The sequence below is a fragment of the Paenibacillus xylanexedens genome (genome assembly GCF_007676705.1).
Classification (GTDB): Bacteria; Bacillota; Bacilli; order Paenibacillales; family Paenibacillaceae; genus Paenibacillus; species Paenibacillus xylanexedens_C.
Genome location: NZ_VEBF01000002.1, coordinates 264,690 through 281,791 on the forward strand (window position 1 = coordinate 264,690; position 17,102 = coordinate 281,791).

General features: G+C 48.3%; 13 protein-coding genes. 1 reads left to right on the top strand and 12 read right to left on the bottom strand.

The annotated features are described in order from the left end of the window. Window positions 1–24: 24 nt before the first annotated feature. The 5 genes from FS628_RS11105 to FS628_RS11125 form a co-directional block, all read right to left on the bottom strand. On the bottom strand, window positions 25–750 hold the full coding sequence (locus FS628_RS11105) for a ThuA domain-containing protein (protein WP_145321880.1): 726 nt from the start codon (window positions 748–750) through the stop codon (window positions 25–27). Window positions 751–812: 62 nt separating this feature from the next. Further along, window positions 813–1,985 carry a Gfo/Idh/MocA family protein gene (locus tag FS628_RS11110; protein ID WP_145321882.1) on the bottom strand — a complete coding sequence of 391 codons (1,173 nt, stop codon included), beginning with the start codon at window positions 1,983–1,985 and terminating at the stop codon, window positions 813–815. Window positions 1,986–2,039: 54 nt separating this feature from the next. Further along, on the bottom strand, window positions 2,040–3,089 hold the full coding sequence (locus FS628_RS11115) for a LacI family DNA-binding transcriptional regulator (protein WP_440131276.1): 1,050 nt from the start codon (window positions 3,087–3,089) through the stop codon (window positions 2,040–2,042). Between the two features lie 466 nt (window positions 3,090–3,555). Beyond that, window positions 3,556–4,638 (bottom strand): class II fructose-bisphosphatase, encoded by a 1,083-nt coding sequence (gene glpX, locus FS628_RS11120; protein ID WP_145321886.1) that lies wholly within the window; start codon window positions 4,636–4,638, stop codon window positions 3,556–3,558. A 692-nt stretch (window positions 4,639–5,330) separates the two neighbouring features. Beyond that, on the bottom strand, window positions 5,331–5,849 hold the full coding sequence (locus tag FS628_RS11125; protein WP_145321888.1) for a GNAT family N-acetyltransferase: 519 nt from the start codon (window positions 5,847–5,849) through the stop codon (window positions 5,331–5,333). A 122-nt stretch (window positions 5,850–5,971) separates the two neighbouring features. Between FS628_RS11125 and FS628_RS11130 the strand changes: the two genes are divergently transcribed. After that, on the top strand, window positions 5,972–6,616 hold the full coding sequence (locus FS628_RS11130) for a YczE/YyaS/YitT family protein (protein WP_145321890.1): 645 nt from the start codon (window positions 5,972–5,974) through the stop codon (window positions 6,614–6,616). Between the two features lie 81 nt (window positions 6,617–6,697). Here FS628_RS11130 and FS628_RS11135 read toward each other — a convergent pair whose 3' ends face one another. The 7 genes from FS628_RS11135 to FS628_RS11165 all read right to left on the bottom strand — a co-directional run bounded on the left by FS628_RS11135 (window position 6,698) and on the right by FS628_RS11165 (window position 17,075). Continuing rightward, on the bottom strand, window positions 6,698–9,277 hold the full coding sequence (locus tag FS628_RS11135) for a X2-like carbohydrate binding domain-containing protein (RefSeq protein ID WP_145321892.1): 2,580 nt from the start codon (window positions 9,275–9,277) through the stop codon (window positions 6,698–6,700). 359 nt (window positions 9,278–9,636) lie between these two features. Next, window positions 9,637–10,155 (bottom strand): (2Fe-2S)-binding protein, encoded by a 519-nt coding sequence (locus FS628_RS11140; protein ID WP_145321894.1) that lies wholly within the window; start codon window positions 10,153–10,155, stop codon window positions 9,637–9,639. Next, window positions 10,152–12,584 carry a molybdopterin cofactor-binding domain-containing protein gene (locus tag FS628_RS11145; RefSeq protein ID WP_145321896.1) on the bottom strand — a complete coding sequence of 811 codons (2,433 nt, stop codon included), beginning with the start codon at window positions 12,582–12,584 and terminating at the stop codon, window positions 10,152–10,154. Before FS628_RS11145 ends, FS628_RS11140 begins: the two co-directional genes overlap by 4 nt. A 33-nt stretch (window positions 12,585–12,617) precedes the next feature. Then, window positions 12,618–13,532: an FAD binding domain-containing protein gene (locus FS628_RS11150; protein WP_145321898.1), complete on the bottom strand. Its 915-nt coding sequence runs from the start codon at window positions 13,530–13,532 to the stop codon at window positions 12,618–12,620. Window positions 13,533–13,819: 287 nt separating this feature from the next. After that, window positions 13,820–14,470: a nucleotidyltransferase family protein gene (locus FS628_RS11155; protein ID WP_145321899.1), complete on the bottom strand. Its 651-nt coding sequence runs from the start codon at window positions 14,468–14,470 to the stop codon at window positions 13,820–13,822. Continuing rightward, window positions 14,436–15,710 carry an XdhC family protein gene (locus FS628_RS11160; RefSeq protein WP_186327794.1) on the bottom strand — a complete coding sequence of 425 codons (1,275 nt, stop codon included), beginning with the start codon at window positions 15,708–15,710 and terminating at the stop codon, window positions 14,436–14,438. The genes FS628_RS11155 and FS628_RS11160 overlap by 35 nt, the downstream gene beginning before the upstream one ends. Window positions 15,711–15,752: 42 nt before the next feature. After that, window positions 15,753–17,075 carry a 5'-deoxyadenosine deaminase gene (locus FS628_RS11165; RefSeq protein WP_145321903.1) on the bottom strand — a complete coding sequence of 441 codons (1,323 nt, stop codon included), beginning with the start codon at window positions 17,073–17,075 and terminating at the stop codon, window positions 15,753–15,755. Window positions 17,076–17,102: the final 27 nt, after the last annotated feature.

Here is a 17,102-nt window from a genome sequence, read left to right on the forward strand (position 1 = left end):
GTTTGCAATAAAACTACAATCTCATTAGTTCTGATTATCCGCCATACCTGTGTACACTTCATGTACTGCACTTGCCCGGGTCTTCGCAAGCTCTTTGCCTGCTGCCGTCCATTTGAAGCCACTGCGCATCATTTCAGTTACGGGTTTCATGTCCACAATGTCCGCATGGTGTCCCAGCGAGTTATAGAATACCCGTCCTGCGCCCCAGCGTTTTGTCCAGACTACAGGCATATCTACGGGTCCATTCGCCGCATGCGGCCCAGTCACCACTGGAAAACGAGTCGTTGCCAGCACTTCCACGGCCGGGTCTACGTGCAGGTAGTACTGTTCACTTTTCACCTGAAAATCTTCAATATGGTCCAATAACGGGCTTGAGCCGCGCTTTATGTTCACCATATACTCCACGCCATCGTTACCTGGATGAGCTACCCATTGTCCACCCGTCATAAACTGCCAGTCCACGTTATTTCGGAAGGCATCACACATGCCACCATGAATACCAGCCAATCCCACGCCGCTCTGAACAGCCGCTGATACGTTATTGACCAGTTCCTGTTCAATCTGTCCCATTGTCCACAACGGCACGATCAGATCCAGACCCAGTAGCTTCTCGGCATCCGCATAAGACTCCAACGTATTCGAGACTTCAACCTCAAACTGTTCTTCCTTCAAAATGCGTTCAAAAATCGCCGCTACCTGCTCCGGTTCATGTCCATCCCAGCCGCCCCATACAATTAGTGCTTTACTCATCGTTCAATCACTCGCTTTCGGATAGTTTAGTTGTGGTTCCATCCCTCGCTTGCCTTACTTGCTTACATCTCTTCAAGCGTTACCCAGCGCCGCTCCGTCACCGAACGTTCTACGGCTTCCAGTACAGCCTGACAGGCGACCCCGTCGTGGAAACTCGGTGATGGTTGTCGTCCTTCAGAGATCGCTGTCACCAGCTCCAGCATTTCATGTGTGAACGTGTGCTCGAATCCAATCGTATGTCCGGCAGGCCACCAGGCTTCGGAATATTTGTGTGCCGGATCAGTCGCCAGTACACGGCGGAATCCCTGTACGTCCTCTTCATCCTTTGTAAAATACACTTCCAGTTCATTCATCCGTTCAAAATCAAATCGTACGCTACCGAGACTACCGTTAATCTCAAACGAGTTCGTACTGCGATGACCTGCTGCAAAGCGTGTAGCTTCGAAGCTTCCTAGCGCACCTCCTGCGAATCGTGCCAAGAAAAGCGTGGCATCATCAACAGTTACTTCTCCCTTCGGTGCATCTGCATTGGAACTGCCCTTGGCACTTAGTCCGGTCATCTCAGATGCAAGCGGTCGTTCTTTGATGAAGGTTTCGCTCATGCCGATGACTTCCTGGAATTCACCGACGAGAAAACGCGCCAGATCGATTAAGTGCGCACCCAAGTCCCCATGGGATCCGGAGCCAGCCACTTCTTTTTGCAGACGCCATACCAGCGGGAACGAAGGGTCCATGATCCAGTCCTGAAGGAAGAACGCACGGAAATGATAGATCTTACCCAGTCGTCCGCTCTCGACCAGATCCTTGGCTAATTGCACGGCTGGTGAGAAACGATAATTGAATCCGACCATATGAGCGACTCCAGCATCTTCAGCTGCCTGAAGCATCTCACGCGAATCCGCGAGCGACAGGGCAAGTGGTTTCTCACAGAACAGATGCTTGCCTTGACGGGCTGCCTCCAGTGCAATTTCCTTATGGGCATCACTTGGCGCGTTAATATCAATCAGATCGATATCATCTCGTTTCACAAGCTCGCGCCAATCCGTAACACTTTCAGACCAACCAAATTGGTTCGCTGCCTCTTGTACTCCCTGCTCGTTACGACCACAGATGACAGACATCTCAGGCTGCAGTGGAGCAGAAGGGAAGAACATTGGCAGACTGCGATATGCGTTGCTGTGGGCCTTCCCCATAAACTTGTATCCAACCATTCCGACACGAAGACGATTTGACATGGTCATTTCCTCCTTTTGGAATATAAGTAGTCTTTCAATATGTGCACCATTTAACTATTGACGAATAGAAGAAGCACGGATGATCAGTTCAGTAGGCAATAACGCTCTTGCTGATTCGGTTACAGCTACAACAGAGTTATTCGCTTCAGTCGTTCCACCCGCCAATCCATACATAAGCTTCGATGCAGCAAGCTCACCCATTTCAAAAAATGGAACCCTGACGCTGCTCAGTGGCGGAACCGCCATCTCGGCCGCATCGGAGTCGTCATAACCGACAAATGCCGGAAAATCCGCAGGCCCTATTCCCCGTTCACGCAAACCATGCATGACTCCAATTGCCATCCGGTCATTGGCTGCGAATACAGCGTCGATCTCATGTAACCGATCTGCTACAATCGCTGCCGCCTCAATGCCACTTCGTCTGCTGTAATTTCCCTCAAGAAACAGGCTCGGGTCCAGCTCCATCCCCGCTTCTTGCAGACCTAGACGGACACCTTCCATGCGCTCCTGGCTGTTAGAATAGCTATCCGGACCATTGAGAAAAGCAATTTGGCTATATCCTTGATCCGTCAAATGACGTATGGCGAGCCTGCTACCTTCCACGTGATCCGCATCCACTTCCGTGAACGATTGGCCCTCAAAGTGCTGATTCATAACGCAGAATGGGTGACCTTCCTGGTGAAGCTGCTGTATGGCTGCCAGTTCTTCGTGATCATCTCTGGCACCGAGGATGATGCAAGCATCCACTTTCTGCCGCCGAAACAGATCCGTATAATTCATCACCTCTCCCGGTGTCCGGAACATAACCAACAGGTCCATGCCATTGTCTCTCGCTTTGCTGCCAATCCCACTCAGCATTTCCGAGAAAAAATACGCCGAGAACAGGTGCGCTTTCGGAACATAAGGCAACACTACACCAAGGTTACCGCTCTTACTTCTGGCAAAACTGCGAGCAAGTGCGCTGGGCACATAGCCTAACTGTTCCGAAGCTTCAAGGACCTTGCGCCGCGTCTCTTCTTTAATAGGTCCTACCCCATTGAGCACCCGGGATACCGTTGCCTCGGAAACACCCGCAAGATCAGCCACTTCTCTACGAGATGCCACTAACTTCACCCCCTTTATAAAAGTTGAACTAAAGATTATTTACACTGACACTACGATGACAGAACAACCTTCCAATCGCTGTTATCCCCAGATTTTTTTCGATCCCCTTTTTCTAAAGGGGAAAATCCGGGGATAAAGGCGAACGCTTTGCTTTTACAGGTTTTTTCTGTCCTCTCCGTTATCGTGTAAATGATTAGTTCAACTTACATAGTTCATCAATAATAATATAATGGTTAAAAATTTATGTACGCGCGTACATTTTCTCATGCCATGTAACCGTTGTCAATGCTTTTAACATAAATATAATGAGGGCTTGGTTTAACTCCAAGCCCTCATTATTAACTTGCCAGAGAAGGTACATTTATTGAATTTATGCACCCTGTAACCCTATCGCCTCGAGTGACTTATCAGACTGACTACACCGACGATAGTGATGCTATATGGTCCATTACTAATGAGAACCAGTTTACAACGTCGTTGTTACGCCATGATCAACGGAGGATTGGCTAAACTCAGCCTGTTCCATCGTTTTTACATGACTCGGAATGCGATCTGAAGGTTCTGGCGTGGATTGGAGTTGTCTTACTTTATGCAGCACTTCTTTGTTAGGCAGGAAATGTTGGGAACGAATGAAACGAATCGTTTTGGTTTTGGCCCGCATAACTATCGAATCGGTCTCAGCCCGATCATCCGCCAAATACCTTACCCCTCCCAGAATCTCGCCTGGCGTCACACCTGTTGCGGCAAAAATGACATCCTCTGTTCCGATCATATCCTGCATCGTTAACACTTTGTAAGGATTGTCGATTCCCATCTGCAGGCAGCGCTGGAATTCGTCCGCGTTGGCTGGCATCAGGCGTCCTTGAATCTCACCTCCGAGGCAAGACAAGGCAGCTGCAGCCAGCACACCTTCTGGTGCTCCTCCTGATCCGACATAGAGATCGATACCCGCCTCAGGGAAGGCCGGTGCCATCGCCCCAGCAACATCGCCGTCACTGAGGAACTTAATCCTTACGCCAACCTTGCGCAGCGTCTTGATTGTGCTCTCATGTCGTACACGATCCAGAATCATCACTGTCAGATCCGAGATGTTTTTGTTCAATGCGGCAGCAGCTTTCTCCAGCGTAACTTCAACCGGGTCTTCAATGCTGACCTTGCCTACAAGCGCAGGACCTACCGCCAGTTTCTCCATGTACATGTCCGGTGCGTGGAGCAGGTTACCTTTTCCCGCCACTGCAATAACCGATAGAGCGTTGTTCAGTCCTTTGGCCACGATTTCTGTACCTTCGAGCGGGTCTACAGCCACGTCAACCTCAGGGCCCTCAGCATTGCCCACTTCCTCGCCGATGTACAACATGGGTGCTTCATCCATTTCTCCTTCACCGATTACCACCGTGCCGCGAATAGACACGGAATCGAACATGGCGCGCATGGCCAAAGTAGCCGCTTCATCTGCACTGTTCTTGTCGCCTCGCCCCATCCAGGGTGCTGAAGCTAACGCAGCCAATTCTGTTACTCTGACAATTTCCAACGCCAGTTCGCGTTCCATTTTTCCCACTTCCTTTCCAGTTTCCAAAAGCATAACGTGAAAGCGGTACTAAATCCATCGCAAATCCATATGAAATTGATCTAAAATCAGCGTAGCAGCGCCTTTTTCGCGATTTTTCCCTTGTTTTTCCAATTTATAATCCGGTTGATTTTGTAGCTTTTTTCGGATGGTTTTAGGAATCCAATTTAGCTAATTTCTCAACTGAAATATTAATCTTAATTCCCACTTACCTTACAAAAATCCATATTGTTCAATTTAGTGATTTTGGGTATTCATTTCACACCTAATAAGTCTGTTAACATAGGGTATATACAACTTTTATAGTGAATATTAAGAACGTAAAGGTCTCCGACTGACTACGAGCGAAAACGATTTTCGGTAGGCTCTGCAAACGCAGAAATACACTAATAAATTGTAATGATATGTGCCGAGATCAATCTGCTTCCTTCAATGTTATCAAGCTAAATTTGGATGTCATTTATGTATTAATCAGACCTTTAGCTCTTACAAATGCTATAGATGCAGCTTATGAAGGTCATCGAAAATAATAAGTTTACATAATATTTGTTATGTAATATTATCCTTCACTTTCTTCATTTTATTATTCAACGGTTCTAGCAAAAGATAAAAAAGCCCGAAAGAATTCTGCATTTAGCATTTTTTCTCCCCAGGCTTTTCCCTCTATGAACTCGTTACAGTATCGTTTTGGTCATTATCAAATCAATCTGTTCCTCATCTCCCATAACAAAGGCATGGGCTCCGGTCTGAACAAACCCCATCTTTTCATAAAATGCGATGGCATTTTCATTTTTCTCCCACACGCCTAACCAAATATTCGTCTTGTGATGTTCAGTTGCCATCTCTATGGCTTTTTGGAGCATCACTTTACCAAGCCCATGTTTTTGGAACTCTTTCTTGATGTATACCCGCTCGATCTCAAGGGATTCCTCCCCCATCTTCTCAGATTGAGCATCATTGATATTCACCTTCATATAACCAGCAACTTGATTGTCGACATAAATAAAAAGAAATTGTGAATCCGCAATGGATAGCTCACTCTCTAATTGTTCCCGATTAAACGCCTTGTTCAGATAAGCATTCATATTTTCAGGCGAATTCTGCGCTTTAAACGTTTCATTAAACGTCTCATAACTAATCTCCTGCAGTTCACACACCTGTTCGATGGTACATATCCCTATACGAATCGTCATCTATAATCACATCCCTTTATCAAGTTAATCATTTGTTGCAAATGCAATAAAAAAGTATTACATTGAATTTAACTCAATTTTGTTGTATTTGCAACATAATATAGAAGAAGAGGTTGAATGAATTGAAATATGTTCTTTTTGTCGCAGGTATTCTAATCTTAACGCTTGGTATTTCCCTTACCATTCAATCTGAACTGGGTACTTCACCGTTTGACGCACTGTTGGTAGGGTTGTCACAACAAGTAGGCCTAAGTGTAGGAAGCTGGGAAGTCATCCTTGCTTTCCTGTTAATCGGATGCAATTCGCTGTTGAAGCAGCAAAAACCCGAACTTCTGGGGCTCATCACCGCATTCATTACAGGTGTCGGGATTGATATCTGGCTTTATGTATCTGATTTCTTGATTACGCCCGAAGTTTGGTACACCAAATTAATGATTTTTATCATTGGTTTAGTGATCATCAGTATCGGCACAGCAATCTACTTACAGACTAATTTCGCACCCATTCCGATTGACCGCTTAACATTAATCCTGCATGAACTCACTCGAACTCCTTTATTTATATCGAGAACATTCATTTACCTTGTATTTTTGATTCTGGCGTTTCTGCTCAGTGGGCCGATCGGGCTTGGAACGTTGCTAACCGTATGTTTTGCAGGTCTTCTCCTTCAGTTCATCATGGGCCATACGAAAAAGATAATAGATCGCATATTAACAGACATGGTTACATCGTCGAGCACTGAGCATGAGAAAGAACATTCGATCTAACGAGTGTTCACCGTCTACAAAATAAAAAGCTGGATCAGAGGTTTCAACCCTGGTCCAGCTCACTAAACGTTCTTTCTACCTTTACGGCTCAATTCCCCATATCAGCTGACCATTCACATACCCGGTGACCTTATCATGGTTTGCGAACTGACTGCCAGATGCCTTAAACGAGTAATCGTTAGTCTGGGTGTAATTCGACCAATTGTTTTTGGAAAAACGAGCTTGAATCTCTGCGCTCTGGCCTGCATTCAGCGTCCCCGCAGCACTTGTAAAGCCCACTTCCAGATAATGATCGGCACCGGCTACTGGAGTCGCAAGTTTAACGAATTGACTCGTTACATTCGCACTGCCCATACTGGCCCAGTCGGACCAGAAACTCTGGGCTTCCTCCCCGTCAATGGTATAGTAATACCGGAGTTTTACATCACTTAACGGAATAGCCGAATTGCCTGAGTTGACCAATTTGAACTTGGGTGAGACGCCGTTGGTGGATGCACTCGTATTGCCGTTAAACGCTTGGATCGTCAAATCCCCGGCAGGTACAATAACCGTACTGTCTACTACATTCACTGTAAGTACAGCGTTATTGCCTCCATTAAAGTGAAAGGTTAATACGTTCTCGCCCAGCGGCAGTGTAGCAAGGTAGGATTGGTTCAGAACAACAGCAGAGCTGGACGCTGTATAATTCTGACCTGATACAAGCGTAGCATTCCCCTTCGTGATGCTTGTAAGCTGACGGCCATTTAGGGTGAGAGAGACGTTAATATCCTGCGCGGGATTCGTCGCTTTATCAAATGTTGCATTCACAGGAGAAATCACAGCATTCGTACCCGGTGTCGAATCCACAATTTTGACTTTTAACACAGGGTCCTGACCTTGATTAAAATCCAGAACAATCGAATGCTCTCCAACTGGCAATGTCGCCAGATATGCCTTTTTCAGCAGCAATGTGCTTCCGTTCAAGGTATAGTCCGTCGTTTCGGTCAACGCACTGTTGCCTGCCCGAAGAGCAGTCAGCGTATTGCCGTTCGCATTCACGGTTACGGTTTTGTCGCTTTGATTGGGTGTGTATTTGTCAAATTCAACGTTTACAGGTGTGATGGATGCACTAGGGTTAGGATTGTTAACTTTTAGATTCGGCAGCTCATCCAAAGTAATGACATAATCGCTTTGATAAAGCGTTTTCAAGGTTGCCGGGTAATTGAACGCAGAACTCATCAGATGCTCGCCATACCAAGGGCAGAAGTACAGCCATCCTGATTTCTCTTCGGTCAGATTCTTCACACTTGGAATGGTATCGTTCTCCGTCATGGCTACCATTTTCGTACCGTTCGTCAACTCAACAAGCTTATAGAAAATCGAGGTAATCGCATCCTCATTCGGTACGCCAGACAAACCGTCATAACGGTTGTAGATCGTATTGTATTTATCGTATCCAACGAGATCTACCTGGTCATCGCCTGGATACCAGGCAGGAGAAGTACTGTATACATAACTGTTGTAGGTCCAGATCAGATTGTGCAAGCCATACGTCTCGGTAAGTTCGGTATACAGCAGATCCCATAGCTCTTTGTACACTTCTGCGCCTGCCGAAGCCCACCAGAACCATGCCCCTTCCCCGTTCAGCCCGCCGTTGCCTTCTGCTTCATGATATGGACGGAACAGAACCGGCACGTTGTTGTCTTGCAAAATCAGCAATTGTTCTGCCAGATCCTCGATAGTCATCATCACGTATTGATACTCTTTGGTACCGGGAATTACCGCATTCGCTGTATTAAAATTCGTTTCTGTCGGTTTGTAGGTAGCCTCTTTCCAATCCACAAAGTCCCCGAGCTCATACGTATTGAAATTACGAGGTACATTGATATGCCAGGAAGCTGTTGCGATGCCTTCACGGTTATTCACCCAATCAATCATGCGATCGGTTGTACCGTCCTCCCAACCATACAACGGATTATAGTTCATCAAATCAAAGCCGCGGATAGCCGGATACTTTCCGGTAAGATCATGAATCCACTCGAATTCAAGCTCTGTATCTCCGTCATTCCCTCCTCCGTAGATTTCTTGCTGACCAGAAATAATGTTGTTTCCGTATACCTCCGTTAAATAATTCATCAAAATTTGAGTTTCCGGTGTAGCTTCAGGATCAGTGAGAACTGGTTGCACATTCAGGGGATCCAGATCAGCATGATCCACCGTGAAGGTGTCAAAATAAGCGAAGCCCCAACCAGCCTTTAGCTCAATCGTGTTGGTACCCTGGTTCAGCTTATGAAAACCAAAATCAAAATTCGACCACGTTGTTGTGTAAGGTAGCATATACGCCCCCTTGGTAACACCATTCACGTTTAAATTTTGTGACCTGCCATCGGCACTGAGCTCCTGCATATATCGAGTGGAGATCGCGTACATGCCGGTTTCCGGGACAGTAACTGTGAAGGTTAATGTGCCAGAGTTCTGCATCCAGACAAATCCATCCCCCGAGAATCCGGGCTTGGGTTGTCCATAGATTGAAGTAACCACTTGAAGATCCGGGGTGAGCTGCGCATTTTCGCTTTCGATGGTGAACAGTGGGGTGTCTGCATGAACGGGCGCTGTCATTAATCCAAGCAGTAGGGCCAATGCCAGCATCATTGCGGTTGCCTTTTTGAGCAAATTTTTCATCAATTCCATCTTCCTTCCCAAGTGAAATATGATAATGAAATGTCAATGAACCCATTCATGATGGCGCTTTCATAGTAAACATAGCATGTGCATCAATATTTGTAAATATATGGTGAATGTAAATGTTGAAACTTCTTTTATACCAGTACTTTAAACACTTATTCCCTAATTTCAGTGGACTTATGGTTTTTGACGAAAACGGTTCAAAATCTAACAAAATCGGCTATGAACTTAAACATATCATTGATTGTGTGTTTGGCAGAAACCCTGATAAAAGCAAAAAAAGCATTCCGGTTCGGATGCTTTTTCAAGTACTTTCTACAATTGCCCTTACTTATGTCTTCGGTCTATATCTCGGCTTAACTTGCGGTTCCCTCGGCAGATGTTTCCGTTAGTGAACAACGTTCTCCTGCCTTGCGTACCGCACGAATAATGCCCCCGTATCCCGTACATCGACACAGGTTCCCACACAGTCCTGCTTCAATCTGTTCTTGTGACGGCTCTGGATGTGCATCCAGCAATGCTTTAGTGGAGATCACCATGCCGGGAGTACAGTACCCACACTGGAAACCACCTTCCTCCACAAAAGCCTGTTGAATCGGATGCAGAGCGCCTTTCTCTTCGCCGTGTAGGCCTTCAATGGTCGTGATGTCACTGCCTTCACATTGATAAGCCATCATTAGACAGGAATTCACGGGCTCCCCATCGATCAGCACCATACATGCACCACAGCGACCAACTTCGCAGGATACTTTGGTACCCGTCAGCTGCAAATGAGTCCGGAGCACGTCGACAAGTCGGGTTGTTTGGGCGATCTCCAGATGTTTCTGTTCACCATTCACAACGGCTGTCCAGTTGTTTTCAAGTGGTTTACTCATGATGGACTCACTCCCTCCTGCAAAGGTACATTTAAAGGTCTGACCAGTTGTTCCCTCGGTACAGGAAGACGGTTAATCCATACGCCTGTCGCCTGATGAATTGCGGCTGTAATGGCCGGCGCAAGCGCTACGGAACCAATCTCACCGATGCCTCTCGGGCCGAATGAATCACCCTCGGGCAAATCTTCAATAGCCTCAACCTCCAGATTCGTATGGATATCCTGAATGGTTGGGATCAGATAGGTGTCGAGATTCGTGGTTACATAGCGGCTGTCCTGCATGACCGCATCCTCGCTCAACGTAAATCCAAGGGCCATGACACTGCCGCCTTCAATCTGTCCAATGAAGCCCATAGGGTTGATAACCGGGCCTGCCGCCACAACATGGCGTGTATCCAGCAGCTTGGTTTCGCCGGTCAAGGTATTCACTTCCACCTCTGCCGCAACAGCCGCGTACGTATACAAATAATGACCGCCTACCACGTTGTCCGGTGTAGTTGGGTAATCAAACTTTGTATCGAAAATCCATTCATCGGCATCGCCCTGCATGACAAGCTCCGCATACGAAACCACAACACATGAGCGAACTCCTTCTTTTGCTACAGAATCGAACCCAGCTTCAGAATCTTGATCCATTCCCTTCAGCGCCTGCATTTCCTCCTTCTCGCTCGTTCCTTCCCCTTGCCCAGCTGTTTCCACTTCAGGAGTTTCACCAGGAAGCTGGTCTTTACGCCATACACCGCCAGGTCCTGTCACCAGTTGCTCCGCCGGAATGCCCGACATTTCAGACGCGACAGTGAGAACACGGGAACGAAACGGAGTCTGCAACCGCTGCAGAGCCATCCAGGCCATGGTTGTTGAACGCGAAGCGGTACTTGAACCGCTGTGTGGCACACGATCCGTGTCTCCAATGATGATACTGAGATCCGACGTACTGCATTGGAACAGATCACATAGCATAATTTCCAGCGTTGCAACGAGCCCCTGCCCAAATTCCTCGTAGCTGAACGCCACCTCAATCTTGCCTTCGTTATTCAGGGACAGACGCCCTCCCGCAGGGTCCGGAATACCGTAACCGAGCCCTGCACCGTGCATCGCGATGGCTGCTCCCACACCACGTTTGATCCAGGGCGGCAGAGAAGGATCTGCCGGGGGACTTTGATGTTTTTGCCATAATTCGGAACGATCCAATGCCTCCCATACTTGGGACAGTCCATCCGTGACCAGAATCCGTTGATTTAGCGGCCCGGGATCATTCTTTTCCCTCATATTGCGTCTGCGGAATTCCCAAGGGTCCATGTTCATGATTGCTGCAAGCCGATCCATCTGACCTTCCATGGCAAAAATCGCCTGGTTCCCGCCAAATCCGCGAAACTCACCTGACAGCCCATTATTCGTGTATACAGATACGCCTTCCACATCCACATTCGGAATGGCGTATGGTCCAAGGCAATGCTCGGTGCAGAAGTTCAGCACGGGTGCACCAAGTGTGGCATACGCTCCGGTATCTGCTGTAATGCGGACTCGATGCGCCTGTATGATGCCTTCTCGACTCATGCCGGTCTGCATTTCAATTTTCATCGGATGCCGCTTCAGTCCTGCACGGACGGATTCTTTGCGTGAATTATGCATTTTCACAGGACCTCCGCATCTTAAGGCCAGCAATGCACCATAAGGCTGTACGTTTAGTTCATCTTTTCCGCCAAATGACCCACCAATCGGTGAAGACACCACCCGGATCTCTTCTTCAGGACAGCCAATGATGCGCGCAAGCTGCATCCGGTCTTTATAGCCATGTTGCGTTGCCGCGTACACATTCAGCCGCCCCTCTTCGTCCGGGACAAACAGGCCACCTTCTGTCTCCATGTATGCATGCATCTGGCGAGGCGTATAATACGTCTCTTTCACGATATGATCACATGTCGCAAAGGCTTCCTCGGCGTCTCCACGTTTGATCTCCGTGCGATGCAGCACATTACCTGGACCATGCTCATGCAACTCTGGTGCGCCGGGAGCCAATGCAGCATCTGTACTATCCAGTGGCGTGAGTTCTTCATACACTACCCGGATCGCGTCCAGTGCGAGGGCCGCACGTTCCGGAGAATCCGCAGCAACCGCTGCAATGGCGTCACCGACATAACGCACGATATCCTCACAGAACACAGGCTGGTCCGGGGTCGCAATGCCAAAACGATTCAGACCAGGCACATCTTTGGAAGTCAGGACCGCGTACACACCTTCCAACGCCTCAGCTTCCGAAGTATCTATAGACAATAGGCGAGCATGAGGATATTCGCTTCGCAATACTCTGCCATGAATCATGTCAGGTAGCGTCATATCCGTCAGATATTGAAGCTGGCCAGTTACTTTGGGTGCCCCATCTGGCCGCAGGTGCCAGCGTTTCCCGCTCTGTTCCCGATTCAGCAGCATGATCCCTCTCCCCCTTTGTTTGATCGAATTCTTCTATTCGTGAAGTGCTTCCCATAGCCCGGCGCCAAGCATGTTGCCCGCGGTCTGCTTGCGATAATATTCTGTTGCAAATGCATCGCCATACGTCGTAAATTCACTAGCTACAGCAGCTGCGAGAGTCGCCGCTTGCATTACAGAAGCTTTGCCACGAAGAAGCTGTTGTTCAGACTCCAGAAGTCGCATCGCCATGCCTGAGCCCCCACCAGCTGCAATCGCAATCTTGGTCCAGCGATTATCCGAGTCCATCTCTCCATACAACGCAACCGTCACCAGCGATGCACTGAACGTCTCCCGTCGACCCAGCTTGCGGTAAAAGGAAACTTCTCGTGTAGCAGGTATATGCTCACCCACCACATCGAACATAGATGACGGTCTCATCGGAATATGAATGGAAATCAACACATCACCTGGATTCCGACTTCCATCCCGTCCACCTCGAAGCCAGGATGACACACTGCGGATCTCGATGCCGTTGTCAGTCAACCAGTGCAGCTCCGCATCATATACAAGCAAAGCAGGCAACGTATCTCCTACTCCGGATACAATATTCCCGCCAATAGTTGCCACATTGCGAATGGAAGGAGCAGCAATTGCATTCACCGCTTCTTGCAGGATGGGTAGTTGATGCAGCAAGGCTTCTGTAGCACATTCCTTTAATCGGGTCATTGCGCCAATGACCATCTCATCTCCCTGACTTGATATACCGCTCATTTCAGGAATACGAGCCAGGCTAATCATGTGTTCAGGTGCAGGAACCAAGCCGCCCTCCCACTGGGTTCGCAGTAATGTCCCGCCTGCCGTGTAACAACATATTCCCTTCATTCTACTTCTCAACGTTTGCAGTTCTTGCAGATTCTCAGGCTGCCATACCGATGGCATGGCTCCAGAACCGTATGCCGGTGTTACCATCGCTGCATCCCCTTTCTCTCTCTTCCATGAGCAGGAAATTCAACCGTATGATCCAAATAATTCTTCAAATCATATGAGAGTTCAGCAACAACGTCAATTACCTTCACATCGTTTTGGATAAATGTATAAAACCCGTGTTTGAATTGTGCTCGATGCATCATGATCTATCGAAAGCTAACACAACCTTTCATTCATCACATGATAAAAGAAGGCAAACAGGCCAACCAGAATGCCTGGCTGACCTGTTCATGTCATTAAATTAAACATAATTATTCATCTTCTCCTATTCATGAGTCTGTCTTATTCGATTCAAATACATCATTCAAAATGCGTTCCAATTCCGGTTCCGTATCCGCATCCCAGAAACGCTTCTCAGGCAAAGGTACATGTATACCTGAATAGTTGGCACTGCGCATAATCTTGCGCGCCCCCTCATCTCCATGCAGAGACAACAGAGGCCCGAACATATGGGAGCGAAAAGCGACGGGCGGCTTGCCCCCCTCTCCGTCGGTAGCTGCGACATAGTCACATAGCTTGTGGCTAGCTAGTGCTGCAGCCACACGATTGATATCCTGTGCTTGTAATAAAGGCTGATCCCCCAGCAGCATGAGGATGCCCTCCGGTTTGTACTCCATGGCGGACAATACGCCAGAATGAAGAGAATTGGCCATACCACTGGCATAGTCAGCACAGACTACAATTCGAAGTCTGGCTGTAGGATGATACGTATATGTGGCAGAATCAAACCATTTTACTGGCAACCATGCCAACGAATCTTCCGGTTTGACCACACAGACCACTTGTTCCAGATCCGAATCCAGCGCAGCTTCCAGTGACCATGCAGCCAGGGACCTCCCGTCAGGCATGACAACCGAGAGTTTATCCCGACCAAGGCGAAGACTCTTACCTGCCGCCAGAACAATGCCCGTCATTCGCATGTGCAACGCTCCCTTTCTGTACCTCAGAACTCAAGGAAGAAACCTTATGTTTGCATGCGATCAATTCAGCTGCAATACTGATGGCGATCTCTTCTGGACCATCTGCACCGATACTCAAGCCGACGGGAGAATGAATATGTTTCAAGGATGGTAAACCATCGAGGAGGCGGGCCGTTCGTGTTTTCGAACCCATGATGCCAAGATACGCATACTCAGAGTCCACTAACATCACCAACAGTTCACGTTCGCGGGGGAAATTGTGACTCATTAAAATCAAATAATCCCCTTTGTTCACGTCTAACAGAGGCATGATCTCACGCGGGAATCCCACTACTAGCTCAGCTTCAGGGAATCGTTCCGAGGTGCATAAGGACTCTCGCCAATCCGCTACCACAACACGAAATCCTGCGGATCGGCTAAGTCTGGCAACAGGAATAACATCATTCCCGGCTCCGATGATAATCAGGCGAGGTTTAGGAGCGTACAGCGAAGTAAGTTGCTGCGGGAGGCCCCAGGGATTTTTTGAAACCGCATCGTTTGTCGGTATGTCAGCCTCAGAGAAATATTGTGAATCAGCGGACAGATGGGATGAATGAGATCCGTTTGACGTAGTTGGTACCACTTCAGGCACGAGTGTAAGGCGAGGTATGTCGGGAGAATGTGGTGTTACAGCCAAATGTTCATGCTTGGTATCCCCTCTGCTGTGCTGTTCTTCAGCCTGCATTGGCCCTAAATTATGATTCGCCACGCGATCATGACGAAGCACAAGCGAAGGGCGCAAAATTGGCTCGTGCCTCGTGTCCGCAGGCTCAGTCCGTTTCCAATCATATTCCACCCTCGTATAATCATCTTGGAACGTTCGGGTTAACGCTGTTGCAGCCCCGGATTGCAAACACTCATGCATCTCCTGCAAAGTAGATCGGAGTTCACCACATACAGGTTCAAGCAACACAACAACGAGTCCGCCGCAGCCAATTGTCTCCCCCCAGGACAGATCATCTTCGGGACGCATGTCGTACTCCGCGAATTCCATCTGCTTCGTATCCAACACATGGCTCACCCGGGCCTGAAGATCACTCTCTAGACATCCCGGACTGATACTGCCATACATTTTGCCATCCTCAGTCAACAGCATAGAGACTCCCTGCTTACGGTAAGCATGACCCTCTACCTTGATTGCTGTTGCGAGCACGCAGCGCGGTTCACCGGCTGCAATTGCACACAGATCATGCATTTCCATAGCGGTCTCCATCCTTTCTGGAATTGCATAAACTTCCTTCGATCAGATACGTTTCATCAATCTCGCAATACTCTTATCCGACTCACGCAGCACAATGCCACGATCAATCGTCTGAATCTTACGATTCTTGAGTACAATACTTCCGTCAATAATAACGGTATCCACACAGCTACGTGTTGCGGAATACACTACGCGGGAATAGACATCCGTCTCATAGGAAGGGTACGTGTGGAAATCATCCAGATCCAGCAGCAACATATCTGCCTTTTTGCCCACTTCGAGACTGCCGATTTCCTTCGACATGCCGAGCACCTCTGCACCACCCATGGTAGCCATACGCAATACAGTCCGGGCATCCATCACGGTTGGACCATGAGGAATCTTCTGCATCAGAGCTGTGAGGCGCATTTCCTGAAACATATCCAGATTGTTGTTGCACGCGGCACCATCGGCCCCAATCCCAACCGCGATCTGACGATTCAGCAGATCTGGAATATCAGCTACCCCGGAAGAAAGTTTCATATTCGATCCAGGGCAGTGAGTGACTTTCACACCGCGCTTGCGGATGATCTCCTTCTCTTCCTCACTCAGCCATACACAGTGTGCCAGCACCAATCTGGGGGTAGCCAGACCGATATGATCGAGGTATACGATGTTGCGCATCCCGCGTTCGTGTTCGACCAGTTCGATCTCTCCGCGATTCTCGGAAGCATGGGTGTGGACTTTGACATGATATTTATTGGACAGGTCGCGCACTTCTATCAGCAATTCCTCGGTACACGATACAACGAAGCGTGGACAGAAAGCATATTGAATGCGTCCGCCGCCAAAGCCGTTCCATTTCTCCAGCAGATCCACACTCTGTTGCAATGAAGTTGCTGTATTCTCACGCAGGGGTTCTGGAACCTCGTCTCCATGATCCATCATCACCTTGCCGGAGATGACCCGGATGCCGCTCTGTGCCATCGCCTGAAACGCCGAGTCCGTGTGATGTACCGTCTCCATATCCAGAATGGTCGTCGTTCCGCTGGAGATCAATTCGCCAAGTCCAAGCATCGCAGAATAATATACAGACTCCTCATCATGCGCTGCTTCCAGTGGCCAGATGCGCTGACGGAGCCAATCCATCAGTTCCAGATCATCCGCACGTCCACGGAACAAGGTCTGACACAGATGAATATGCGTCTGGATAAAGCCTGGCAATAACACTTTACCGCGAGCATCAATGACTTGATCAGCTTGAACGTCGATGTGTGTTGCAATCTCCTTGATTTTGTTATCCTCAATCAACAGATCTCCGATGAACACTTCCTCTTCTGCATTCATCGTCACAAGCTGTGCGCCCTTCAGCAGGATCGTTCCCATGCCAATCTCCCCTATCTGTGTCTGTCT

Coding starts and splice junctions, on each gene's coding strand:
- FS628_RS11105 (WP_145321880.1), bottom strand. CDS start 750: ATGAGTAAAGCACTAATTGTATGGGGCGGCTGGGATGGACATGAACCG.
- FS628_RS11110 (WP_145321882.1), bottom strand. CDS start 1,985: ATGTCAAATCGTCTTCGTGTCGGAATGGTTGGATACAAGTTTATGGGG.
- glpX (WP_145321886.1), bottom strand. CDS start 4,638: ATGGAACGCGAACTGGCGTTGGAAATTGTCAGAGTAACAGAATTGGCT.
- FS628_RS11125 (WP_145321888.1), bottom strand. CDS start 5,849: ATGACGATTCGTATAGGGATATGTACCATCGAACAGGTGTGTGAACTG.
- FS628_RS11135 (WP_145321892.1), bottom strand. CDS start 9,277: ATGAAAAATTTGCTCAAAAAGGCAACCGCAATGATGCTGGCATTGGCC.
- FS628_RS11140 (WP_145321894.1), bottom strand. CDS start 10,155: ATGAGTAAACCACTTGAAAACAACTGGACAGCCGTTGTGAATGGTGAA.
- FS628_RS11145 (WP_145321896.1), bottom strand. CDS start 12,584: ATGCTGCTGAATCGGGAACAGAGCGGGAAACGCTGGCACCTGCGGCCA.
- FS628_RS11150 (WP_145321898.1), bottom strand. CDS start 13,532: ATGGTAACACCGGCATACGGTTCTGGAGCCATGCCATCGGTATGGCAG.
- FS628_RS11155 (WP_145321899.1), bottom strand. CDS start 14,470: ATGCGAATGACGGGCATTGTTCTGGCGGCAGGTAAGAGTCTTCGCCTT.
- FS628_RS11160 (WP_186327794.1), bottom strand. CDS start 15,710: ATGGAAATGCATGATCTGTGTGCAATTGCAGCCGGTGAACCGCGCTGC.
- FS628_RS11165 (WP_145321903.1), bottom strand. CDS start 17,075: ATGGGAACGATCCTGCTGAAGGGCGCACAGCTTGTGACGATGAATGCA.